Genomic DNA, 24,015 nt, shown 5'->3' on the forward strand with positions numbered 1-24,015 from the left:
GGCGATGCGGATAGGAACGTGGGTATGGTTTTCGCTGCGCGCACGGGTCCCCTGGGAAGCACCGTGCATTTTTGGGAGTATTCAGCAAGCCAGGACGGCTGCATACGCGCCGGACATACCTTATTGGTCCCAAGAACGCCTTCAGCGGGCGGTTTTGGTCGGTGGGCAGACCCCGTTGGGACAAATGGGCGTACTTCGCGCCGTACCGGAGCCCAAAATGACGTCAATCTCCGCAACGTTACTCAGCCGCAGCGGCACCGGCAGAGCTCGTGGTGCTGAATACTCCGTTTTTTGCACGGCACGGGCGGGGGTACATCAGGATCAGGAAGAACATCCCAGCCTTTTTATGCAATCTGTAATGGGAAGTATGCAAAACACTAAGAGTCAGCATTGCTGATGTCCAAATTGAGCGCACGAGGCAGCAGCACCTCAACCCCGCGCCCAAATCCAACAGAGCGGGGACGCTCCTAACGAACCCCCATCGGCAAACAAATGCGGCTCGAGCGCCATCCCAAAATAGACTGCCCGAGCCGCGTTTAACGGTGCGGTATGAACGTCAGTGCTCGTAGATCAGGTTGCCGGCTAGGTAGGTGGCTTGGACTTTGGTGGCTTGGAGCTCTTGGGGGTCGATGGTGAGCGGGTTTTGGTCCAGGACTACCAGGTCGGCATACTTGCCGGGCTCCAAGCTGCCGAGGTTTTGCTCGTCGCCCGCTGCATAGGCGCTGCCCAGGGTATAGTTGCGCAGGGCTGTTGCTGCATCGATGCGCTCGCTCGGTAACCAGCCGCCCTCGGGCCAGTGGCTTTTGGGATCCTGGCGCGTGATAGCCGTGTAGAGCACGTTCATGCTTGTAACAGCTGTGATGGGGCTATCGGTGCCGAAGGCTTGGCGGATGCCGCGCTGCTTATAGGTCGCAAACGGCCACATGATGCGGCTGCGTTCCAGGCCCAGATCGCGCTCGGGGCCGCCCGGGTCGAGTGTAATGTGACAGGGCTGGCTCGAGGCAACGACGTTAAGCTTGCGTAGACGATCGATGTCCTCGGGCAAGAGGTTCTCCAGGTGCTCGAGCGTGTTATGGCCGTGCTGGGGCAGGCCGTACAGTTCGGCGGCCTTCTCAAAGATATCGAGCGCGGCATGGATGGCACCGTCGCCGATGACATGGATGCGCACGGTATGGCCGCGCTCCGCGGCCGCCAGAACCAGCTTGCGCATGCGCTCGGCAGGAACCGTCAGGCGACCTTGATCGCCCGGGAAGCGCGGGTTGGTATAGGGCTCGGTGAGATAGGCCGTGTGTTCGCTCGACACACCGTCGAAGAACTGCTTAAAGCCTGGCGCCGAAAGCAGCGCGTTGTTCGCGTAACGTACCTGCAGCTCTTCCAAGCGTGATTGGTCATCCAGCAGCGTGGGAAACAAATGGGCTCGGATGCCCAACTTGCCGGCTGCCTGCAGTTTGTCGTAGACGTCGTCGCGGATAAAATCGCAGCCCGGCATGGGCATGAGCGACATATCGCATATCGAGGTGATGCCCTGCTCGGCCATCCGCCTCATTTGATCGGCGTAAGCGCTTGCAATGCGATCCTCGCCCAGCCATTCAAGACAGCGCGGCAGCAGCTGCATAGCAGCTGCCTCGTGGGCGATACCCGTAAGCTCACCGTTTGAGTCTTTGTCGTAACTGCCACCCGCCGGAGGCTCGCTGTCGCGTGTCACGCCGAGGGCTTCGAGTGCGCGGCTGTTGAGCCAAAGCGTGTGCCCGTCGCCCGAATACATAGCGCAGGGACGATCGGGGAATGCCGCATCGAGCGACGCCTTGGTAGGATGCTCGGGCGGGTCCCAACGGTAGTCGCGCCAGCCCTGCGTCACAACCCAAGCGTCGTCGGGCAGGTCCTGGGAAAACTCGAGCGCATGTTGCACCAGCGCCGCCTCGGACGTGCCCATATCCATGAGCATGTACGGCGAGGAACCGACCGAGGTATGGAAGAAGTGCAGATGAGCGTCATGGAAACCGGGGCAGACAAACTGCTCGCCGCAGTCGATAACCGACGTGGCGGCGGGAGCGGCGGCGATCACGTCATCGGGCGCACCGACTGCGACGATACGGTCGCCTGCGATGGCAATCGCCAGCTCGCGGGCGGTATCGATGCCGTCTTGGGCGGTAAAAACGTTCTTGGAGCGGATAATCCGATCGATATGTTGCATGGGCATCCCCATCTCTGGCAGGAAATTCAACACCCCCGAGTGTACTCCCCCGCCCTTGTAACAAAACCCCAAGCGGCAAACGGCAACTTTACCAGCCCTAGCGGCAGGTGGCATACTGGAGAGAGCCTGTACGATTTTGCGATCAACCCAGCAAGGAGCAAATCGACCATGACGAAGACCAAGGCACAGCAGATCATGACGGCAACCGAGGTTCGCGCGGCAGATGACGTCACCGCGGCCATCCAAGATATCGCCGCTGAGTTTGAGCCCTACATCATCAAGCAGCGCCGCCACTTCCATAAGCACCCGGAGTTGAGCCTTGCCGAGGAGCGCACGACCTCCGACATCGCCAACCAGCTCGACGCCATGAATATCCCCTACGAGCGTCCCCTCAAGACGGGCCTGGTGGCGACCCTTCGCGGCACCGCGCCCGACGCCTATCGCGAGGACGGCACGCCACGCCGCCGCATCCTGCTGCGCGCCGATATCGACGCCCTGCCCGTTACCGAGCAGACTGGCGAGGAGTTCGCCAGCGTCAACGAGGGCTGCATGCACGCCTGCGGCCACGACTGCCATATCGCCATGATGCTCGGAACGCTGCAAATCCTGCGCCATATGACCGACGACATCCACGGCGAAGTCCGCATCGTATTCCAGCCCAGCGAGGAAAACGGCCAGGGCGCTAAGCTCATGATCGGCACGGGTGTGCTCGACGGAGTCGATGGCGCCTACGCCGCGCACATCTGGAGTGAGGTCGACGCCGGCACCGTGAGCTGCGAGCCCGGTCCGCGCATGGCCAATACCGACTGGTTCCGCATCGACGTCCGCGGCACCTCGTGCCATGGCGCCATGCCCCAGCGAGGTCACGACGCCGTCATGGTTGCCGCCGAGATCGTCAACGCCCTGCAAACCATCGTTTCGCGCGAAATCAGCCCCTACGAGCCGGCCGTCATCACCGTCGGCGAGCTGCACGGCGGCACCGCGCGCAACGTTATCGCCGGCACGGCCTACCTCGCCGGCACAGTGCGCACCTACGGCGATTCGACCCACGAGGAAATGCCGGAGCTCATGCGCCGCATCGTGGAGCATACCGCGGCAGCTCTGGGCGCCGAGGCAGAGCTCACCGACTACACCATCGCCAACTACAAGGTCGAAAACGACGCCGCCTCGAGCGAGCGCTGCCGCCAGGCTGTAATCAAGTGCCTGGGCCCCACCGGCCAAGGCCATTATCGCGGCACGCTTTCGGGCGAGGATTTTTCGGAGTACCTGCGTCGCGTACCGGGCGTGCTCGCCTTTGTAGGTACGCGCAACCCCAAGATTGGCGCCACGTACGCCCAACATTCCTGCTTCTACAAGATCGACGAGACCGTGCTGGCAAGGGGCTCCATGGTGGCCGCCCAGTATGCTATCGACTTTTTGGCCGAGCCCACGCAAGAGGAGCTCGACGGCCCCGCGATTACCGCGGTCGCCGAAACCAACCCCGATCTGGCCGCCAAGTTGCGCTCTGCCAAGGCGACGACCGCCGAGGCTCGCGACGCCATCCATGATGCCCGAACGGCTCGCCATGCCGCGATCAAGGGCATCCACGACGCACGCGCTGCTGCACGCCGCGAGGAGAAGCACGACGAGTAGTCGATTCGCTGGCATCTCGCAGTCATAGCCACATCGCGATGTCAAAGCGGGGGCGGACGTTTCGACACGTCCGCCCCCGCTCATTCTTCAAGCGCCATTTCTACTATTTCTACCCCGTCCCCAAATGGCAGACGGCATGGCTACTCGTCCTGAGGTTCCTCGTCGGAGCTTGGCTCGGACGCCGACTCAGGTGCAGGTGCCGGCTCAGGCTCAGGCTCAGGCTCAGGCTCGGACTCAGATGCCGTCTCAGACTCGGGCGCCGGCTCAGGCTCGGTCGCGGGAGCGGGTGCAGGTGCCGGCGAAGCATCCGGAGCACCGTAACCCGAAGGAGCGGACTTCTTCTCGAAGGGCAACACAAAAGTCAGGACGTCGTCCTTATCCTCATCGGCCCACTCGCTTGCATAGCGTGCGGCCCAATAGCCAACGGCACGGTGCTTGAGCATCTTGCCAAAGACCGTAAGAAATACGGTGACGAAAGCGACCAGCACCAAGAACAGCGCGAGCGTGACGCCACCGCCGGTAACGATTGCCTCAATACCCGTAGGACGATAGTAGTAGCTATACATACCGACAGAGGCAATGGCGCCAAAGACGACCGTCAAGATCCATGTGACAACGTTGGCAACCAGGCCCGTCAAAAACTCGGGAAGGAACGAAGCACAGAACAGCTTGGTCTTGTTGTGCTTAAAGGCCGCCCAGACCTTATCGAGCGAAAACGCGCTCTCGACGCGCCCGGTCACCGCAAAGTGCATCACGGCAATGTCGGCGAACATCTTAAAGAAGACACCCAGAATCGCCGAGGCAATTAGCGCCAGGACAAGCAGGCCGAGCGAACCGAACAGCGCAGCCTCGAGCGCATAAGAGCCGTAATAAGAATACGAGCCCGCGGCGCCAATTACCACGCCCTCCACCAGCGAAAGCACTACACCGATAACGGGAATGGCAGCGATAACCTCGAGCACGACCGAAATAACGCTCGAAAAGACTCCAAGGCCAAACGATGTGGAACGCATCAACGGGCGATCCATGCCGTCATCGACCTTGAGCGAAAGATCACGGCCCCACTCAATACCAAAGCCGGAACCGCACACGCTCGCAATGCAAGCTGCCAAAAAGCCGATGGCAGCCGCAATGCCGCCAATAACGGGAATAAACAACACGAGCACCGACACAACGCAAATCAGCGCCGGCAAAAACGCGATTTGGCATACACGCTGAAGCACGCCCGGAGTCTTGGTCATATCTTGGAACGCCTGAGCCACACAGCCCTTTGGCACATTCGCCACGGGCGGCTGCGGAACAAACTGCTGGGGCTGAGGCTGTCCCTGGGGAGCGGGGCCAGCGGCACCGGCATTAGGAGCACCACACACGCCGCAGAACTTGTCGTTATCGCCCATAGGGGCGCCACACTGCGAGCAGAACATCGAAATCATCCCTTCGTATCTAGAGCGAATCACCTGGATCGCAAACGATGTCTTTGGCATCATTATCACCCAATGTGAGGACAAATACTCTTAGATGACGTATTTGCAACGCGCGAGGCGCTTTTCGATTGTTTGATGAGTGTGTCCGCGCTAGTTCGTTCCGCGGAAGCCCTTGCCGACGATCTCGGAGCTGTCGACGATCGTGATAAAGGCACCCGGATCGACTTCGCGCGCATAGCGGCGTAGTTGCACGGCCTCGCGACGGCTCAGCACGCTCATGATCACCGTCACGCACTTGCCCGAGAAGGCACCGTAGCCGCGGCTGATGGTCGCCGTGCGGTTGAGATGCTTGACGATAAACTCCTCGACCTTAAGGGGCTCGGAGCAAATGACCGTGCAGACTTTGCGCAGGTGAATGCTCTCAATGGCTTTGTCGACCACAAGCGTCTTGGCAAACAGGCCGAGCACACAATACAGACCGACACGCGGGCCATACAAAAAGGCCGCGATGGCCACGATGCCGATATCGACCAACAGCAGCGCGCGGCCAATCTCGAGCGTCGTGCGGCGCTTGAGGATCATGGCAAGAATGTCCGTGCCGCCCGTCGAGGCGCCGATGTCAAAGACAATAGCGCTGCCAAGCGCCGGCAAGATGACGGCAAAGCACAGGTCGAGCCACATATCACCCGTCAGAGAGACATCAGTCGGAATAAAGAGCTCAAACAGCGAAACATAGGCGGACAGCGCAAACGAGGCGAAGACGCTCCACAGGATTGCCTTGCGCTCCAAAAAGATAAAGCCCAAAACGACGAGAACCGCGTTAATAATCCACATAAAGACGCCGACGGGCAGGGTCGGGAACAGCGTGGACAGAATGACCGACACGCCCGAGGTGCCGCCAAAAGCAAAGTGATTAGGGGTTTTAAACGCAACGATGGCGAAGGCCGTAAGAATCAGGCCCAGATTGAGCTCGGCAAAAAAGCGCGGGAAGCCCGGCTCCTGGCTGCGCTTTTGACCGACACGCTCGCCGCGCTCGATATCGGTGCGATCAACCACGCGCTCCATCGGCACCACGGGAGGACGATGCACCTCCTCGGCAGCACGCGATGCCGCCTCTGCCGCGGCGGCCTCAATCGCCCATGCCTTGCTTTCTGTTTCGTGCTCGTCGGCCATTACGGCAACCCCTCGTTAACAATTTGGAAACAATGCGCCCATTAGGGTAACGCGGAACGCGACGATTGCAACCCCTAGTTAGACGAGCGGTATGCCCACATCGGGGGGCATACAAATAACGGCCGGCCACGCTTTTGCTTGCGCGGTCGGCCGTTTAACGTTTTCGCAGATAAAGCCTGCCAAAACAAACCTGTCCCTTTTTGGAAGGTTACTCGTGCTGGCTGGTGCGGTGCTCGTACTCCTCGGGGGTGATGACGTCCTCGATGCGCAGGTTGACGCCCGCCACCTCAAGGCCGGTCATCGCGGCAAGGCGCTCGGTCACGCGCGCCTTAACGTCGTCGAAAATCGCGGGCGCATAGGCGCCGTACTCGATAATGACGGAGATGTTGACGACCACGCGATTGTCATCGGTGACCTCAACCGTCACGCCCTTGGTCAGATTCTCGGCACCAAACTGCTCCTGCACAAAGTGCATAAGGTTACCCTTCATGCCCAGGACGTGCGGCACCTCGCGGGTGGCCATGGCGACGATCTTCTCGATCACACCGTTGGAATAGGTCAGCGAGTCCTCGGACTCGTCTGTTTCCTCATCATCCTCGTCCGCGTCATCGGCGGACTCGGCCTCGACGAGCGCCTCATCCTCGAGCGTCACATCCTCGGCTTCGGCGACGGCCGCCTCATTCTCCTCGAGCTCGGTATCGGCCACATCGACCTTCGTATTAAAAGCCATGGTTCCTCCTTAAGCCTGCCGCGGATGCGACAGTCGAATACATATTAGCGGCCGCTAAACAGACGGCCGAAGAAGTTGACGATCCCGTTTTCGCCGTCGCGAATTTGGCCGATCACGGCGCCGATCAGCACGAAGAATGCAATGACGAGCGTGTCCCACAGGCCGAGCGTGAGCACCAACACGGCAAGGATAAAGCCAGCGACGGCACCGAGCGTGGTGTTGGGATGACGCACAGCATAGCTCCAGATGGCAGCGCCCGTACCCTTGATGAGACCCATAGCCTCGTCAAAATCCGCGGCCGCCGCGTCTTGTAACTCAGTTGCCTCTGCTTTGGAATCAACAGGTTCGCTCGCCGGCGTGGCGCTCTGGTCAATCGTCAGGCGCGGCGTACGAGCGGTCTTATCTTGATTGGTATCACTCACCGGAAACCTCCACGGTCTGGACGGTAGTCTTGGACGGCAAAAAACGGACGCGCGTGGTCGTACCCGGCGTGCCGAGCATGGTGTCGCAAGCTTCCTCGATGCGCTGCTGCATCGCGGTAGCCAGAGATGCCACGTCCTTATCGTCAAGCGCGATAGCCTCGACCTTAAAACGGACGTGCGAATCGTCGGAACCTTGGACGCGGGCCTCGACATGCTCGATCATCACGCGATCGTCGCGCTCTGCAGCAGCCCTGGCGCACGAAGAAAGCGCCGCAAGGGTGACCTCGATATTGCGCTCCCCCGCCGGATGCACGCAGGACGGCTCGCGACGAGCAAACATCAGGCGGAAGAAGCTTACCAGCACGCCAATCGCCACAACTCCGCCGCATGCCGTCACGACAATGCGCGGCATGGGGTCGCGCATCAGCAGCATAAAGCGATACGTATACGGCCCCCAAAACTGGCAGACAAGCGTACCCAGCGCCACGATGGCGGCGGCAAGATACACGATCGCTAGGGCTCGTTTGAGTACGCGCACGTGACGCTCCCTTCAAATCTCGGCTCTCGAAATGCAAAACGGTTCGCATCATTATAAAAGAGCCGGGTCCGGTGCTCTACGCACGCGGATCCGGCTCATCTATTCCACGAGGCTTGCATGCTCGCTTCATTATGCCCAGATATGCACGGCTCAATCCGTGCAGGCGCTACTCCTCCTCGAGGGCAGCGATGACCTCGTCGGTCATGTCCATGGTGCTGTAAACATCCTGGACGTCGTCGAGCTCCTCAAGACGGTCGATGAGGCGCTGAACCTTCTTGGCGTCGGCGCCGGAGACCTCGGTCGGGGTGGTCGGGACCATGGTGGTCTCGGAGCCCTTGACCTGGACGCCCTGCTCCTCGAGCGCCTTGGAGACAGCCATGACCTCGTTGGCAGTAGTCCAGACGATCCACTCCTCGCCGGCATCCTCGTAGTCCTCGCCACCGGCCTCGGCGATGGCCATCATGAACTCATCCTCGTCACCGGCAGCACCGTTGGCGATCATGGTCTCCTTCTTGGCGTTCTCGTCCAGGATCTCCTTGGCGACGACGATCTGGCCCTTACGCTCAAACTGGAAGGCGACGGAGCCGGAGGTGCCCAGGTTGCCACCAGCGTGGGAGAAGGCGGAACGGACATCAGCGGCGGTACGGTTGCGGTTGTCGGTCAGGCAGTCGACGTAGACGGCGACACCGGCGGGACCGTAGCCCTCGTACACGATGTTCTCGTAGACGGCAGCGTCAGCACCCGAACCAAATGCCTTGTCGATAGCGGACTTGATCTTGTCCTTGGGCATGGACTGAGCCTTGGCCTTGGCAACGGCAGCGGCGAGGCTGGCGTTGTTCTCGGGCAGCGGGTCGCCGCCGAGACGGGCAGCAACGGTGATGTTGCGGCTCAGCTTGGAGAAGAGGGCGGAACGCTTGGCGTCCTGCGCGCCCTTACGATGCTTGGTTGTGGCCCACTTAGAGTGTCCGGACATACGTGTCTCCTATCGGTTTCGACCTAAAGCCCAGCGCAGATGCTCGGGCAATATAAACAAACGTCGTTATGATATACCTACTGGCCTGCGAGATAAACCCCAAAATGAAGGCGTCGTGATGATGACCCCTTTGGTGCAAAGAAACCTGACCCCCAATGCACCAAGTTAGAACCAGAGGAAGTCGCTGCGGGTGACGGTGGCGCCGATGGCGAAGGGCATGCAGGCGATGACCGGATACAGGTAGCGCATGTAGGTCGATCCGTTACACGGGCCAATCAGGCACACGGCAAGCACGCCCAACAGCGGCACCCAGATCGCCAGCGCACGCCATGAATGACGACGCAGCAGGTAGACCACCACGGCGATCATGATCCACACATAGGTGGCCGAGCTCATGGTGAGCGAAATAAACGGGATGCGCTGCACCGCTACACGATACAGATTGATCAGGTGGTCACACCAGCGCACCACGTTGCTGTCAACCGGATGGAAGTCGAAGTACTTGAGGTTGTCGGGACGCGCCATGATCTCGGCACTACGCGCCGTGCTGTAGACCCAGGCATCGCGCGCGCTCGGATAAAAATAACCATAGTAGTTATTGATAAGCGCCGAAATATAGCACTCGGGATCCTTCTTAAACATCTGAGCCCATACCTCAAAATAGGCATCGATGTCCTCCTGCGAGGCGTACTCGTTAAAGCAGTTCTTGACGGCATCGGACTTGTCGGGATTGTAGCGGCGGCCCAGGTTCTCGTACTTGAGTACGCGATCGATCACGGCACGCTCTTCGTCGGTCACCGAACCGTCGCAAGGAGCCTCCACGATGGTGCCGTCCTCCTTAACCGTGGGGTTGACGCCCGAGTTGAGGCCGTCGTGCTTTTGGACAAAACGAGCCGTCTGCTGGAACGGAATCGAAAGGATTTCGCGCTTGGAACCAGGCGTGATGTCGTGTGCCGGCATAAAGACCTTGGTGAAGTACATATTAGAGGCAAGGCAGAGTGCAAGCACCGCAAGAACTCCCACCCAGCGGAAGCGCGAGATGGCGCCCGAAGGCGCAGCACCGGCCTGCTTGGCTGCACGACGAGCCGTATGCGCGTCCCATGCGCAAAACGCCGCCGCGATTACGCATGCCGCCAGGGGAAACACCAGACCGCCGTTGCGCAGAAACGTGGAACCCATGGCGCCCAGGGCGAGCAGCAGCCAGTCGTGGCGCGCAAAGAGCACGGGGGCTTTCTCGCCCGCTCGCTCGACATTGGCATCACGACGAGGCAAGCCACATGCCACGAGCTTGACGGTCTGTACCAACAGCACCAAGAACACGTCGGCAAAGAGCACGTCTTTGGTGAGCAACGCCGCGTAGTTAGAGAACATCGGCATAAACGCAAAGAACAGCAGGATCACACCGCGAACCGGCAGGCTCACGCCCAGTTTGCGCAGCGACGAAATGGAATAGGCCATGCAGGCAGCCGTGATGACAAATTGAGCGCAGGTGTAGATGGCAAGACCCGCGTTAGCGCTGTTGAACAGCGAAAGCCCCAGCTGAACGCACGAGCCGATAATGGCCGTGTGCACTACGGGATGATGCCCGTTGAGCAGCACGTTGGGGTTGAGTAGGCGCAGGTAGTCGCTCGTGCCGTTGGGATAGTTGAACCACTGGCGAATCTGCGCGCCCGTATCTCCCATAAAAAGGCCGGGCAGCGAAGCGATGAGCGTGGGCGCCCAGGCGATCATAAGCACCAGGAAGGGCCCGGCAAAGGGATGGACCGAGAGCACGGCGTGAGTCACACGCCATACGCGGCCAAAGTGTGCTTCGGAAAACGGGATGCGTCGGGAGCTCAGCCAATCTAGACACTCAAAGGCAAGGTAGAAGGCAACGACCGCCAAGAGCATCCAGCCCGCGCCGCCAATCCAGGCGCAGATGATGCGGGCTTTGTCGCCAAGGACAATCTCGGCCGAGTCGGTGAGATCGTAGCTGCGGCCGAACACCATGCAGATGGCGAAGAACAGCGACGGCAGAATGATCGATGGACGCCAGGTATCGCCACGGCCAAAGAACACGTAGCGAAACGGCAAGGTGAGCAGGCAGGCAAGTGCAAGCAGCATGACCGCGTCGGTATGGCCGGCAAACGAAAGGAGCACCTCGTAGCACACGTACAGCATGCCCGAGGCTTTGGGGTCAATCGCCAAGACTGCGTTGCTCGACACCGGGGCAGGATCGATGGAAAACGCCGTGGTCGCCAACAGCGCGAGCAAAAATGCGATGAGCGTCTGCTTGGCGGGGTAGCGCTTAAACCAGACGATGCGGGCAGCGTCGCGCGCAGCCGTTGTGGAGAGGTCGGAATCCTTCACAGTCCGAAAGCCTTTCTAGAAACCTGCCAAAAAGGGACAGGTTTATTTTGGCAGGTTTTATCTGGGGAAACGTTACGGTTCTGTCATCGTTGCCCAGCGAACCACCACAAAGGTGCCTGTTCACTTTTTGGTGGTTAAGCGTCGAGGTAGATGCGCTGGGGTTGGTTGCGGCGACGAGCAAAGATGATGAGCGCCAGGCCCGCGATTACGAGCGGCAGGCTCAGCAGCTGACCCATGGTGATGACGCCGCCCAGCAGATAGCCCAGCTGCGCATCGGGCACACGCACAAACTCAATCAAAAAGCGAACGATGCCGTAACCCATCACAAAGACGCCCATAAACGTGCCTTGGGGCAGTAGCGGCTTTTTGCGGCTGAGCACCTGCAGAATGCAAAAGAGCACAATACCCTCGAGGAATGCCTCGTAGAGCTGGGAGGGATGACGCGGCATATCGCCCGCGGTGCCGCCAAAGATCACGCCCCAGGGCAGATCGGTCGGCTTGCCCCACAGCTCGCCGTTGACAAAGTTGGCGCAGCGTCCCAGACATAAGGCCAGCGGAGCACCGATAACGGCAAGGTCGGCGATGGTCCAGGCGTCGAGCTTGTACATGCGGCACACGAGCACGCCGCCGATGATGCCGCCCACCAGGCCGCCATGGAAGCTCATGCCGCCTTCATTGGTAGCAAAGATCTCGAGCGGATGCGCCCAGTAGTAGCCGTCGCCGTAAAAGATGACGTAGAACAGGCGGGCGCCAATGATAAGGCCAAAGACCACGCCGACCACGACACTCGTCAGGTCGTCGACCGTAATGTCAAAACCCCAACGGCGCTGCGTGCGGTACATGACGACCGCCGTGAGCAGAGCTCCGACCACATAGGCCAAGCCGTACCAGTAGATGGTGATGGGCCCCGCCGAGATGGCGACGGGATCAAGCATATGGTAGAGGTCGTTGAGCATATCGGTCCCCCTGCTCCCTACATACAAATGCGGCCGCGGGCCTTGCGCTCGCAGCCGCATATCTGGGCGTAACGTCTATGCGGAGCGTACCGTCCGCAGCTTTCGCATCTTAGAACGGCGCGTACTCGTCGTACAGGTCCTCGGCCTCGCCGGAAGCATTGACCTGCTCAACGCGGGTAACGCCGGGCACATGCTCCTTCAGGATGCGCTCGATGCCCATAGACAGGGTTAGCGAGCTCATGGGGCAGCCGGCGCAGGCGCCCTGCAGCTCCAGCTTGACGACGCCCTCGTCGTCGACGCCCACATACTCCATATCGCCGCCGTCGGCCTGCAGGTTGGGGCGAATCTCTTCAAGAACCTTCTTAAGCAGCTCTTCGTTAACAGCCACAGGGGCTCCTTTCTCACAATAACGCGGGCACGCCCGCGGACAGAAGCTATGTTACTACAGCCATGTACCCGCTCACGAGCCGTCCATGCGCGCAGACGCGACTTTCACGAGTAGTCAATTTGGGACGGGGCTCTTTTGGCTGTTTTGACGCCAGCTGCGTTGGCACGCGCTACTGCCGAGCCTGTCCCCCGGTACCAATCTGGACATCGACGATGACCTGGCGGTAGCTGATGCCGCAGGAGTCGAGAATGCGGCGGCTGATACGGCCGTCGTCGGTATCGGCGTACTTATTGTCCAGGTAGACGACCTCGCCCACGCCCACCTGCGCCAGGATCTTGGCGCAGTCGTGGCACGGGAACAGCGTGACGTAGACCGTGGAACCCTCAAGGTCTTTGAGCGAGCCGCGGTAGTTGAGCACGGCGTTTGCCTCGGCATGCACCACGTAGTTGTGCTTATCCTGCAACGGGTCGTCGCTCGTGCCCCACGGGAAAAAGTCGTCGTTGAGCGCCGAGGGCGTACCGTTGTAGCCCACCGAAAGGATGCGGTGGTTGGTGTTGGCGATGCACGCGCCCACCTGCGTGTTGGGGTCCTTACTGCGGCGCTGCGCGGCGATGGCCACGCTCATAAAGAACTCATCCCAGCTAATGACGTCGCGGCGCTTGCCCGACGCGGTTTGATGAAGATCGTCCGACATGGCAGACACCTCCGAAATCGCAATAGTTTGACCCATTGTAGCAGGTGGAAGGTGGAGACGTTTTTGTCTCACCGCCCCCATCGCTACGCACGGCGGGGCTTTTGGTTGATGTGGTAGAGCTCGGCGAGACCCCGCAGCGTCAACGCGTCATCGACCGTCAGGCTATGACCGACAAGGGCCGCAAGTGCCTCGGCATCGTCGCCGGTAATGACGATGGGCACATCGCCCTCCCCCGCGGCCTTGGTCGCGCGCATCTCGGCAAGCACCATGTCGAGCATGCCGTCGATGCGGGCCACCTCGCCCAGAACCACACCCGAGCGCATGGCCTCGCGCGTGTTGCGGCCGATGACATGCGTGGGTGCCGAGGGCTCAACCTGCGGCAAGCGCGCCGCAGCGGCCGAAAGCGAACGGGCGCCGAGCGCCAGCCCCGGCGCGATGACGCCGCCCGCAAAAGTGCCGTGCGCATCGATGACCTCGATATTGGTCGTGGTGCCCAGGTCAATGACGATGCACGGCGAGCCGTAGACGGCACGAGCCGCCACGGCGTCGGCAATGCGGTCGGGGCCGATCTCGGCCGGGTCATCGTAGTGCACGGGTATGCCGGTCTTGAGGCCCGGCCCCACGGTGAGCACGCGCCCCGTGCAGGTACGGGAAAGTGCCGCCTTCCACGGGCGCTCGAGCGCCGGGACCACGCAGCTCAGCACGGCCGCGGCGGGTACGAGCACACCCGGCATGCCCGCATCGGCCGCCAGTGCGGCCATGACCTGCACGAGACGCATGCGCGCCTCGTCTGCTGTGATGCTCGACGGCGTGGTGATCTCGCACGTCGCAAGCGGACATTCCTGCGCCGCGGCCGAATCCTCGGCAAACAGGCCAAAGCGAATGAACGTGTTGCCCACGTCGACCGTCAATATGTATGCGCACCCATTAAGCATCGTCGGCGCTCCTTTCGTCTGCCCAGCAGTATATCGCCTCCCTAAACCAGTCATCCCAAAATGACTAGCTTGCGGCTATACTGGTGCGCGGTCGTGCGCGAGCTCACGCGGCGGCCCTTGGTAACCCGACTTCCCGCGCCGTATCCGTAGCGGCGCTTGCGGGGGAAGCGGATATACGCAAAGGAGTTCTATATGAGCAATCCCTCGAACCGCACTTCGATGCGCGGTCAACTCACGCTGCGCGGCGTCGTCATCGGCGTCCTTGGCTGCGTGATCATCACGGCAAGTTCGGCCTATACCGCCCTCAAAATGGGTGCGCTCCCCTGGCCGATCATTTTCGCTGCCGTCATTTCGCTGTTCTTCCTGAAGCTCATGGGCAACGCCAGCCTCAACGAGGCCAACGTCACCCACACCATCATGTCCGCGGGCGCCATGGTCGCCGGCGGCCTGGCGTTTACCATCCCGGGCGCTTGGATGCTGGGCTATGCCGACCAGATCAGCTGGCTCGACATGTTTATCGTGGCGCTCGCCGGCACCATCTTGGGCCTTCTGGCGACAGCGCTCATCCACCGTCACTTTATCGTGGACGCCGCGCTGGAGTTCCCCACCGGCAACGCCGCAGCTCAGACCCTGCGCGCCACCGAGGCCGGCGGCAAGACCGGCAAGCAGCTCTTTGGCTCCATGGCCATTGCAGGCATCTACAGCGTGCTTCGCGACGCCCTGGGCGTGGTGCCCAGCATGCTGTGCACGCTCAATATCCCCGGCGTGACCTTTGCCATCTACAACTCGCCCATGCTGCTGTCCATCGGCTTTTTGGTGGGCTTCGCCCCCGTCGCCTTCTGGTTTGCCGGCGCGCTGCTGGGCAACTTTGGCATCATCGTCGGCGGCACCGCCGCCGGCCTGTTCGATATTGTGACCGCGCAGGGTATCGTCAAGTCCCTCGGTATGGGCCTTATGATGGGCTTTGGCGTCGCTGTCGTCCTTAAAGACATCCTGCCGCAGGTCGCCGGCATCGTCCGCGGCCTCGCCGCCGACAGCTCCACCGACACCGACGAGCAGTCGCTCATCTCGGGCTCGCTTAAGCTCGACGCCGGCATCATCGGCCTGGGCACCGCCGCCATTGCCGTGATCGTAGCCATCGCGCTCGACCTTGGCCCCGTTCCGGCCGTCATCGTCACGCTGTTCACCTTTGTCACCACCATCATGAGCGCGCAGAGCTGCGGCCAGACGGGCATCGACCCCATGGAGATCTTTGGCCTCATCGTCATGCTCATCGTGGCAGCCTTCGCGCAGCTCGCGCAGGTCAAGCTGTTCTTTATCGCCGGCATCGTGGCCGTGGCGTGCGGCCTTGCGGGCGACGTCATGAACGACTTTAAGGCCGGAGCCGTACTGGGTACCAACCCGCGCGCACAGTGGGTCGGCCAGGCCATTGGTGGCATCGTGGGTGCCCTGGTCGCTGCCGCTGTCATGGTCGCGCTCGTCACCGCCTATGGTCCGGACGCCTTCGGCCCCGACAAGAGCTTTGTGGCCGCGCAGGCAAGCGTGGTCGCCACCATGGTCTCGGGCATCCCGAGCGTGCCGTGGTTCGCGGGCGGCTTTATCGCCGGTATCATCATGTACTGGCTCGGCATTCCGGCCATGATGATCGGTCTAGGCGTGTACCTGCCGTTCTACATGTCGCTCACGGCCTTCCTAGGCTCCTGCGTCAAGCTCGCCTACGACAAGTGGGCCGCACACCGCGACGCCGAGGCCGGTCTTTCGGACGAGGAGAAGGCTGCCAAGGATGCCGCCTTCCAGGAGCAGGGCCTGGTCGTTGCCAGCGGTCTGCTGGGCGGCGAGTCCGTCGTCGGCGTTATCCTGGCGTTTGTTTCTGTTGGCCTGAGCCTGCTGGGCTAAGTCGAGCGGCCGCTCGACGGCAACCATATCGCCTACGGCTTGCCCGGTCGGTAGCTTTCGCGGCTGCCGACCGGGCTTTTTGATATCGAAACAAAGAAAGGCCGGCACGCTGCGTTTAACAGCGCGCCGGCCTTATCGGTTAAGCTATCGAAGCGCTCCTGCTATGAACCGAAGTTCGTTGCAGAAACTACGCTCGAAACGCTACATCTGCTTGCGACGACGATCGCTCAGCGTCACACCAGCGGCCACGAGAGTGATACCGCCGATGACGAACACCTCGCCCGCAAGAGCGGAGTCATCGCCAGTCTGGGCGAGCGCGGCCGACGTGGCCTTCTTCTTGGCGACAGGAGCCTTTGCAGCAGCCTGCGCAACCTGAGGCTTGGCCTGCGGCTCAGCCTTGGGATGATACTTGTCGTACTCGGCCTGTGCGGCAGCCAGGGCATCCTTAGCATCGTTAAGCTCGGCAAGCGCGGCGGCATAGGCGTCGTTGGCATCGGACAGTTTGGCATCGGCATCGCTCAGAGCAGCCTTGAGACCAGCAGCGGCATCAACGGCGGTCTTATAGCGAGCGTAGGCAGCGTTCAGCTTGACCAGCTTCTCGTTGCCCGTCGTGCCCGCGGCAAGGGATGCCTTGTGGTCGACAGCCTCAAGATCGGCCTTGAGTGCCTCATCGCTGGCAAGCTCGGCCTTGGCCTTGACGATCTCGAAGTTCGCATCGACGACGGCTTCGTTGGCGGCCTCGAGCTGCTTCTGGGCATCGGCGACACCGGCGACGGCGGCGTCATAGGCGACCTTGGCGTCGTCGACCGCTTTCTGGGCTCCAGCGAAGCGCTCGAAGGCCTTGTTCGCGGTGGCAAGCTCGTCCTCGGCGGCCTTGGCCTTCGCCTGTGCGTCGGACAGGGCCTGCGTCTTGGCGGCAACTGCCTGCTTGGCGCCCGAAAGAGCGGTCGCGGCGCGCACATCTGCGGCCTGAGCCTTGTCAACGCCAGCCTGGGCAGTGTCGTCGGCCTTCTTGGCATCGTCAAGCGTGCCCTGCTTGTTCGCAAGATCCGTCTTGGCGGCATCGCACTTGGCGGCAAGGTCCTTGACCGAAGCGGTAGCGTTGTCATACGCCTCTTTGGCCTGATCGGACTTTACCTTGGCAGCATCGCGGGCGCTGCGAGCCTTCGCCTTTTGAGCAGCGGCATCGGTTGCCTTTGCCTTGCCGTCAGCAAGCGTGACGTTTGCCTTATCGAGAGCTGCCTGGGCAGTAGCGGCCTCGCCCTTGGCGGCGTTGAGCTTGGTCTTGGGCGTCTTGACGTCGATACCCTTGAGTTTGGCTTCGGCGGCGGTGTAGGCGGACTTGGCGGCAGCAGTAGCGGACTGAGCCTTCTCGTACTCGCCCTTGGCGGTGTTCATGTTCACATCGGCTGCGGTGAAAGCGTCCTGGGCGGCATCCTGCCCGTTTACAGCTGCGAAGTAAGCTTCCCTAGTAGTTCCAAAGTTCTTCTGCGCCTCGGCGAGCTTGCCCTGAAGCTCCTTGAGTTGCGCCTTCTGCGCCTGCGTGCCGCCAGCGTTATAGGCGGAATCGATGTAGTCGTTCAGGAGCTTCTTGAACTCGGAGACAGTGAAATCAGCCTCACTGTCAAAAGAGCTGTAATCGAAGATTGTTACCTCGGAATCGGTGTTCTTACCGCTACCGGTCGCGATGCCGATAGCCTTCGTGCCGGCATCGATGATGTTGAGATAGTGCCCGCACTCATGGTAGATGCTGCTGTAGTGCTGGTAGATATAGTAGGAATCATATCGATGGTTTCCAAGGTCACTATTCTTCTCGACGTACTTATCGAATGCCTCTTTTTCCTGAGTGTAGAGACCGGTATATGGCCAGCCAAGCGTATCCTCGGTCTCGCCGCCGGTATATGCGCCGCCGCCGCCGGCAAGATTTTCTCCATTGTCCCAGTAGCAGCCCGAGTGCCCCCAGATGTTCGATGAATATGATACATTAAGGGCGGCTGCCGCAGTCATGCGGAGGCTGACGCTGAGCGCCGACTGACCGTTCGCCTTGCGGAGGTTGTTCTGGGTGTCGAGATATGTCAGGGCGTTTCGCATCTGCTCCAAGGAAAGCGGGTTGGTGTCGCGAGACATGTCCTGATCGACGTAATCGTCATACCACTCGGCCTTGTCATCGGCGCCGGTCAACGTCGATACGGCATCCTGGGCGTTCTTTTTCTGCGTGGCTGTGAACTGGCTGCCGCCGATGATGTAGTTCATGAAGCCGAACATACCCTGGCTGATGGCATTCTGGTCTACGGTCATGTTCGACTTGAGGTCGGCAATCTGCTGGTTAAGCTTCTCGACCTCGGCATTCGCGGTGTCGTATGCCTTCCTGGCGGTATCGGATTCAGCGCATGCCGTCTCCCACTCGCTGTGCTTCTGCTGACGGACCTCGACGAGTCGGTCGTACTCCGCCTTCTTGTCGGCTTCGGTCTGCTGGGCCTGCTCGTATGCCGTCTTCGCGGCGTCACGCTTACTGGCCGCGTCCTTGTACTCCTTGTTTGCCGCATCGTATGCAGACCGGGCAGATGCCACGGCAGCGTTGGCGGCGTTGGCCTTCTCCTGCGCGGCGGTGGCGGTATTCTGGGCCGCCTGCAGGTTCGCCTGGGCGGTAGCGTCGGCATCCGTCGCGGCATTGAGCTCCGCCTGCGCGGTCTTAAGCTCACCAGCGGCGGCCTTCTCGGCGGCCTCAAGCGCACTCAGGTCAACACCCGTACCCGAGACGGCAGCATCGAGCGCGGCCTGCGCCTGGTTGAACTTCTGCTGGGCGTTATCGCGCGCGGTGGTTGCGGCTGCGAGAGCAGCAGCAGTCTCCTGCTTCTTGGCCTGGGCAGTCGTCAAAGCTGCCTCGGTATTCTGCTTTTCCTGCTGGGCGCTGGCCTCGGCAGCCTTGGCCTGGTCCAGATTGGCCTGTGCAGTAGTAACGGCCTTATTGGCGTCATCGAGCTTTGCCTGCGCGTCCTCGACGGCCTTCTTGGCGACCTCGTACTCGTCCATACCCATGGCCTCGAGCTTGGCCTGGGCATCGTCGAGGGCCTTCTTGGCCTCATCCTGCTTTGCCTTGGCGTCCTTGAGCGCCTGGGTCTTATCCTCGACACTCTTGTTGGCTTGATCGAGCTGATCGTTCAGGTCGCCCAGCTTCTTCTGCTGCTGCTCGGTCTTTTCGACGGCGGCTTTGAGCTCGTCAATCTTCTCCTGGAGCGCGGCGACTTCTGCTGCGTTCTGCTCGATTTCGTTGTCGCTCACAGCCTGCGAGGCCTGATTCTTTTGCTGCTGCGCCTGCTTTTGAGACTGGCCCGCCGCATCGGCGTTCTTCTGGGCGGCATCGTAGGCGGCCTGAGCGTCTTTGAGCTGCTTTGCCGACTCCTCGGCCAGCTGGGCAGCCGTCTTTACGACCGCTTGGTTACCGGCGGTAACGCTATTCTCTACAGAACTACCCCCCCCCTGAACAGAATCGCCGTTACCGGTTGACGGTGCGGCGATTGCCGCCAGCGGCGACATGAGCGGCTGAGCGATGAGGCCCGCCGTCAAAACGGTTGCGACGGCGCGGTTAGCAACGCCCTTGACGTTGACAATCTTGGCCCGAGGCTCAAAGTGTTGTGGACTGTAGTTTGCCATGGCTTTCTCCCTTTGACACGGATGTATCCATACGCCTCTAAATGTAGGAGCTGATTTTTGAATTCTGTTGCGCAACATTGGTCACCAGCGGATTTTTGAAATTCGCGCTCTCGTGCTTCACAATTTCGTCACATATGTAGGAGCTGGTGCATCATATTCTCGCGGGATCGAATTGAGCCTGTGATTTGCATTTGCTCCCGCGCCATCCGCCCCATCGGATCCCGCGTCCAACAGGTACCCCGCCCGCCACGGTGTAGAGTAAGGGCGACGGGCGGGATACGCGGCCCGTGCCAGAACGAGGTGAACATGGAACTCGATAACCAACAGATTAAGCAACTGCGCGAGCGTCATCATCGGCGTCACGGCATCCGCCCTGCCCATAGCGAAGCCATGGAAAACATCACCCGCTTCCTCAAGCGCGCATTCAACATTCGCGAGGGTCGCGCGCCCTACCACGTGATTCGCAAGCGTTTTGTAAACGGCGCGCGTCTGACTGGCTCCCACCTATGTATCCTCATCATCGCCATGCTCATCGCAAGCATCGGCCTCGATATCGATTCGGACATCGCCATCGTGGGCGCCATGCTCATCTGCCCGCTTATGGGATCGGTCCTTGCCATGGCATATGGCATCGCCACGCTCGACCGCGAGATTACCGTCGAAGCCGTCGCCAGCCTTGCGCTGCAAATGGCCTTTTGCCTGGTCACATCCACGTTGTACTTTAAGCTCTCGCCCCTCGGCACCACCACGGCCGCCATTATCGACAACTCGACGCCCACCGTGTGGGACCTTGCCGTCGCGCTCGCGGGCGGCTTTGCGGGTGGCCTGGGCAACTCGCGCGACCAGGAACCCGCCACGCTCATCGCCGGCGTGGCCGTGGCAACCGCGCTCATGCCGCCCCTGTGCGCGGCGGGTTATGGCATTGCCATCGCGAGCGGGTCGCTGTTCCTCTCAGCCCTCTACGAGTTTGGCATCAACGTCGTCTTTATCGCGCTGGCGGCCGAAGCCGTATTGCTTCTTTTACGTGTACCGCTCAAGCGTGATCTCAACGGCGACGGCATTGTGACCGCCAAGGAAAACGCCGAGGTCGACGAGCTGTCACGCAAAGTGCGCCGCCGCATCATCGTGGGAACGGTCATCTTTGCCATCCCTTGCATCGTTATGACGGCGGGGTCCATTGGCTCGGCGCAGACCGGCGTGCAGGACGGCTACGGTGTCACCGAAACTACGCGCGAACTTGCCGCGGTGCTGCCGGGCTTTAAGGATTACACCGTCGCCGTCGAGACCTCGGCTGCCGAGGGCGACAAGGAGGGCCTTGTCGAGCGCCAAACTGTCGCCCATGTGACAACGAGCGAGGCGCTCGGAACGCACGACCGCCACGTCGCCCGCAAGCTCATAGACCTCAACGTACCCGAACTCGATCGCGTGGAGTTTGATGTGGAGTAATACGGAGCATGGGATGGCTCCCGCGCACAGGCGCAAGTCGCGGCGAGGCTCAGACGCGACGCAGGCACATGCAAAAAGCGGGACGTAGTTCACGCCCGCGCCCCGCTCGCTGTTTTATTGCCGTGAATCAGACGTCCGCATCGACATCGCCAGACTCCACCGTAAACGCCGGATCGGTGCTCACCAGATAAAATCGGGTCACTTCGCTATCTCTAAATAGATAGAGCTGGCCCCACTCGCGTCGGCGTGACATATACGCGACGTGGACCGTACCGAATTCTTCGCCGTTTTCCTTCTTTAATATCAGGATGTTGGGGTCATCCGTACGCTTAAACTGCCCGTCTGTGCAGATTCCGTCTTGATCGACCAGCTGCCATCGACAGTTGTCCTCCTCAAGAAAAGCAAGGGTTTCCCGACTCGTTTTGTCATCCCGATAGTAACCATCAATGGCAAACCCTTCGGAAGCGCATTCCTGCATATAGGACGTTTCTCGGCTTATAGCAAACAGCCCTGTAGCGCCCAGGAGCACAGTCAGACAGACCACTGCAAGGGTTATCGAAATAGTACGGCGACCCATGTTAGCCCGATCAATAGTTGTTTAACGGAGCGCGAAACATACCTGGAACCTCCGATATCAGGGGGGGACGTCGCCAGCAGGCTGGCGACAACTATATGTTTCTGACATCAAACCATATGGCTACCACTCGCGGAGGGGGTATCGGCGAGCGGCGTGTTTTCATACTCCATTGGTCAAACCTAAGCGCAGCGCTACAGCTCGTACTTGTACACGCGGTAGATGTACTTTTCGGCTTCCATCTCGTAGGCGGCGATGGGCAGTCCATAGCGATCGTACTCGGCAAAGGTCTTGGCCTGGCCCGATGCCACGAGCATACTATTCGAATCGCCGACGCGCTGCGCACTGCTAACGTAGCGCGAGAACGGCACCGCGATCTGGTCTTCGAGCTCGTAGGTGCGCGCCGTCTCGTCCACTGTAAAGATGCGCCCAAACGAATGCGTGCCCTTGTTGTAGTCAGTCACCACCGCGGCGCCCAGCTGGCCCCAGTCGAACTTGGGGTAGCTCTCGGCCGCACCAAAGTTGTTGTCGTATAGCAGCACCTGGTAGCGACCAGTCGCTGCCGTGTCAGAACTCAGCAGATACGTCACGCTGTGCTGGCCTGCATTGAGCGAGAAATCGCCCTGGGCCTGCAATAACTTGTCTTCAAAGCCCGAGCCAGCCCATTGCCACTCCTTTCTATTTCTGGGTCCATCTTCTCACTGCTGGCGGCCGAAAATGATCCGTTTTCCTCCGACCCCGAGGGGTCGTTCTTAGTACTTGAAGAAGCCCTCGCCCGAGCTTTCGCCCAGCTTGCCTTCGTCGAGCATTTTCTTGAGAACGGAGGCCATGGCCTTAAAGTTGTAGGGCATCATCATCTTCTTGAGCAGCGGGCTCACCAGGCCCGGCACCTTCTGATACTGCATGACGATGTTGTAGGCCGTCTGGATACCCACGGTGTCGAATACGCGGAACGGACCCTTGGGGGCGCCGGTGCCACGCGTCCATGCGAGGTCGATGCTCTTGGGATCGCTCACGCCCGAGACGTACAGGTCAAGGCCCGAAAGCAGCCACGGCACCAACATGGAGTTGAGCAGGTAGCCGTTCTTTTCCTTGTTGACGGGAAGCGCCAGCATGCGGATGTCGTTGGCGAAGTCGACGAGCTCGTCGAAGCAGCGCTTGTCGGTCTGGTCCTGGGCCATGACCTCGGTCATGTTGTTCTTCCAGATGGAGTTGGCAAAGTGCAGCGACAGGTACTTCTCGGGGCGGCCGGTGTACTTGGCAAAGGTGCTCGGCAGCAGCGTGGAGGAGTTGGTGACGATGACGGTCTTTTGCGGGAGAACCGGAGCAAGCTTCTTGTAGAAGTCGATCTTTGCCTGGGTGTCCTCGGCCATAGATTCGATAACCAGGTCGGCGTCGGCCACGGCCTCGGCGAGGTCGAGCTCCAGCTTGAGCGTGGAGTAGGCACGCTCGACGGCGGCGAGTGCCGCCTCCTTGTCGAAGGGTTGGCCGCTATCGGCGATACCGGCGCACCACTCGCCCGTACCGTCCGCCATGCCCTCGATAGCAGCGATGTACTCCTCGCGCACATGATCGATCTTGGGCTGGGTGCGGCCGATGCTGCCCTCGCTGCGCAGCCAAATCGTTACATCAAAGCCGCAGCAGGCAGCCTGAAAGGCAATCTGGCTTCCCAACACGCCGCCGCCGGCAACACAAACGGTCTTGTAGCTCATAGGGACGGTCCTCTCTTACGTAATTCCATAGATGTGTATTTATTCAACCGTAAGGAGGCCGCGCGCCGGGGGTGGGTTCTATAAACGGACAGTAATTTGCGGCGAACGGCTACACCTGTTCATTATCTCAGGGTTCCGAGGGCGATTTTTTGTGCCACCGAGACGTCGTTTGCGGAAGTATGCGGCAAATTCCGGAACCCTTGAGCACCCCCCGGTTTTCCGCCAATAAAACCGCAGGTACAGGGCTTGGACATATTCGGTGTGCTCGGTCTATTCAGATTTTGCCGCATACTTCCGAAATCTGAGTTCGCAAAGGGTGATAGTC

The 24,015-nt window shown here is 60.6% G+C and carries 18 protein-coding genes and 1 pseudogene; 3 read left to right on the plus strand and 16 right to left on the minus strand.

Annotated elements, in window-relative coordinates; translation table 11 throughout:
* Positions 1-556 precede the first annotated feature (556 nt).
* Entirely contained in the window at positions 557-2,200 is a 1,644-nt protein-coding gene (locus tag ABHU32_RS01465; protein ID WP_346978595.1) for an amidohydrolase, read from the minus strand.
* 162 nt (positions 2,201-2,362) lie between these two features.
* On the opposite strand from ABHU32_RS01465, the gene ABHU32_RS01470 reads away from it, so the two are divergent.
* On the plus strand, positions 2,363-3,826 hold the full coding sequence (locus ABHU32_RS01470; protein WP_346978596.1) for a M20 family metallopeptidase: 1,464 nt from the start codon (positions 2,363-2,365) through the stop codon (positions 3,824-3,826).
* Between the two features lie 140 nt (positions 3,827-3,966).
* Here ABHU32_RS01470 and ABHU32_RS01475 read toward each other — a convergent pair whose 3' ends face one another.
* From ABHU32_RS01475 to ABHU32_RS01525, 11 genes are all read right to left on the minus strand, one after another.
* Positions 3,967-5,250 (minus strand): zinc-ribbon domain-containing protein, encoded by a 1,284-nt coding sequence (locus ABHU32_RS01475; protein WP_271747557.1) that lies wholly within the window; start codon positions 5,248-5,250, stop codon positions 3,967-3,969.
* Between the two features lie 150 nt (positions 5,251-5,400).
* On the minus strand, positions 5,401-6,423 hold the full coding sequence (locus tag ABHU32_RS01480; protein ID WP_161144641.1) for a YitT family protein: 1,023 nt from the start codon (positions 6,421-6,423) through the stop codon (positions 5,401-5,403).
* Positions 6,424-6,631: 208 nt separating this feature from the next.
* On the minus strand, positions 6,632-7,153 hold the full coding sequence (locus tag ABHU32_RS01485) for an Asp23/Gls24 family envelope stress response protein (RefSeq protein WP_138374888.1): 522 nt from the start codon (positions 7,151-7,153) through the stop codon (positions 6,632-6,634).
* 44 nt (positions 7,154-7,197) lie between these two features.
* Complete coding sequence (locus tag ABHU32_RS01490) at positions 7,198-7,575, minus strand: DUF2273 domain-containing protein (protein WP_040358983.1); 378 nt, start codon at positions 7,573-7,575, stop codon at positions 7,198-7,200.
* Positions 7,568-8,113 (minus strand): Asp23/Gls24 family envelope stress response protein, encoded by a 546-nt coding sequence (locus ABHU32_RS01495; protein ID WP_040358981.1) that lies wholly within the window; start codon positions 8,111-8,113, stop codon positions 7,568-7,570. The genes ABHU32_RS01490 and ABHU32_RS01495 overlap by 8 nt, the downstream gene beginning before the upstream one ends.
* A 166-nt stretch (positions 8,114-8,279) precedes the next feature.
* Positions 8,280-9,086, minus strand: coding sequence for a YebC/PmpR family DNA-binding transcriptional regulator (locus tag ABHU32_RS01500; protein WP_006234926.1), 807 nt, complete (start codon positions 9,084-9,086; stop codon positions 8,280-8,282).
* A 165-nt stretch (positions 9,087-9,251) separates the two neighbouring features.
* Positions 9,252-11,435 carry a DUF6020 family protein gene (locus ABHU32_RS01505; RefSeq protein ID WP_346978597.1) on the minus strand — a complete coding sequence of 728 codons (2,184 nt, stop codon included), beginning with the start codon at positions 11,433-11,435 and terminating at the stop codon, positions 9,252-9,254.
* Positions 11,436-11,569: 134 nt separating this feature from the next.
* A complete protein-coding gene (gene lgt / locus ABHU32_RS01510; protein WP_022094473.1) occupies positions 11,570-12,391 on the minus strand; it encodes a prolipoprotein diacylglyceryl transferase in 822 nt (273 codons plus the stop codon).
* A 109-nt stretch (positions 12,392-12,500) separates the two neighbouring features.
* Positions 12,501-12,779, minus strand: a complete 279-nt coding sequence (locus ABHU32_RS01515; RefSeq protein WP_035137589.1) for a NifU family protein — start codon at positions 12,777-12,779, stop codon at positions 12,501-12,503.
* 169 nt (positions 12,780-12,948) lie between these two features.
* Positions 12,949-13,473 (minus strand): deoxycytidylate deaminase, encoded by a 525-nt coding sequence (locus tag ABHU32_RS01520; RefSeq protein ID WP_138339561.1) that lies wholly within the window; start codon positions 13,471-13,473, stop codon positions 12,949-12,951.
* 83 nt (positions 13,474-13,556) lie between these two features.
* Positions 13,557-14,408 (minus strand): type III pantothenate kinase, encoded by an 852-nt coding sequence (locus ABHU32_RS01525; RefSeq protein WP_346978599.1) that lies wholly within the window; start codon positions 14,406-14,408, stop codon positions 13,557-13,559.
* Between the two features lie 192 nt (positions 14,409-14,600).
* Between ABHU32_RS01525 and ABHU32_RS01530 the strand changes: the two genes are divergently transcribed.
* Positions 14,601-16,304: an OPT/YSL family transporter gene (locus ABHU32_RS01530; protein ID WP_346978600.1), complete on the plus strand. Its 1,704-nt coding sequence runs from the start codon at positions 14,601-14,603 to the stop codon at positions 16,302-16,304.
* Between the two features lie 201 nt (positions 16,305-16,505).
* On the opposite strand, the gene ABHU32_RS01535 is transcribed toward ABHU32_RS01530, so the two are convergent.
* Positions 16,506-19,958 (minus strand): CAP domain-containing protein, encoded by a 3,453-nt coding sequence (locus tag ABHU32_RS01535; RefSeq protein WP_346978601.1) that lies wholly within the window; start codon positions 19,956-19,958, stop codon positions 16,506-16,508.
* A 306-nt stretch (positions 19,959-20,264) separates the two neighbouring features.
* Here ABHU32_RS01535 and ABHU32_RS01540 point away from each other — a divergent pair, with 306 nt between their 5' ends.
* Entirely contained in the window at positions 20,265-21,404 is a 1,140-nt protein-coding gene (locus tag ABHU32_RS01540) for a DUF389 domain-containing protein (protein WP_346978602.1), read from the plus strand.
* A 127-nt stretch (positions 21,405-21,531) separates the two neighbouring features.
* Here the strand turns inward: ABHU32_RS01540 and ABHU32_RS01545 are convergent, their stop codons facing one another.
* The 3 genes and pseudogenes from ABHU32_RS01545 to ABHU32_RS01555 all read right to left on the minus strand — a co-directional run bounded on the left by ABHU32_RS01545 (position 21,532) and on the right by ABHU32_RS01555 (position 23,690).
* Complete coding sequence (locus ABHU32_RS01545) at positions 21,532-21,981, minus strand: hypothetical protein (protein WP_346978603.1); 450 nt, start codon at positions 21,979-21,981, stop codon at positions 21,532-21,534.
* 191 nt (positions 21,982-22,172) lie between these two features.
* Positions 22,173-22,634 (minus strand): annotated as a pseudogene (locus tag ABHU32_RS01550) (aryl-sulfate sulfotransferase); the annotation flags it as partial.
* Positions 22,635-22,730: 96 nt separating this feature from the next.
* Positions 22,731-23,690 (minus strand): 3-hydroxyacyl-CoA dehydrogenase, encoded by a 960-nt coding sequence (locus tag ABHU32_RS01555; RefSeq protein WP_346978604.1) that lies wholly within the window; start codon positions 23,688-23,690, stop codon positions 22,731-22,733.
* Positions 23,691-24,015 lie beyond the last annotated feature (325 nt).

The sequence above is a fragment of the Collinsella aerofaciens genome (genome assembly GCF_039758965.1).
Lineage (GTDB): Bacteria > Actinomycetota > Coriobacteriia > Coriobacteriales > Coriobacteriaceae > Collinsella > Collinsella aerofaciens_BR.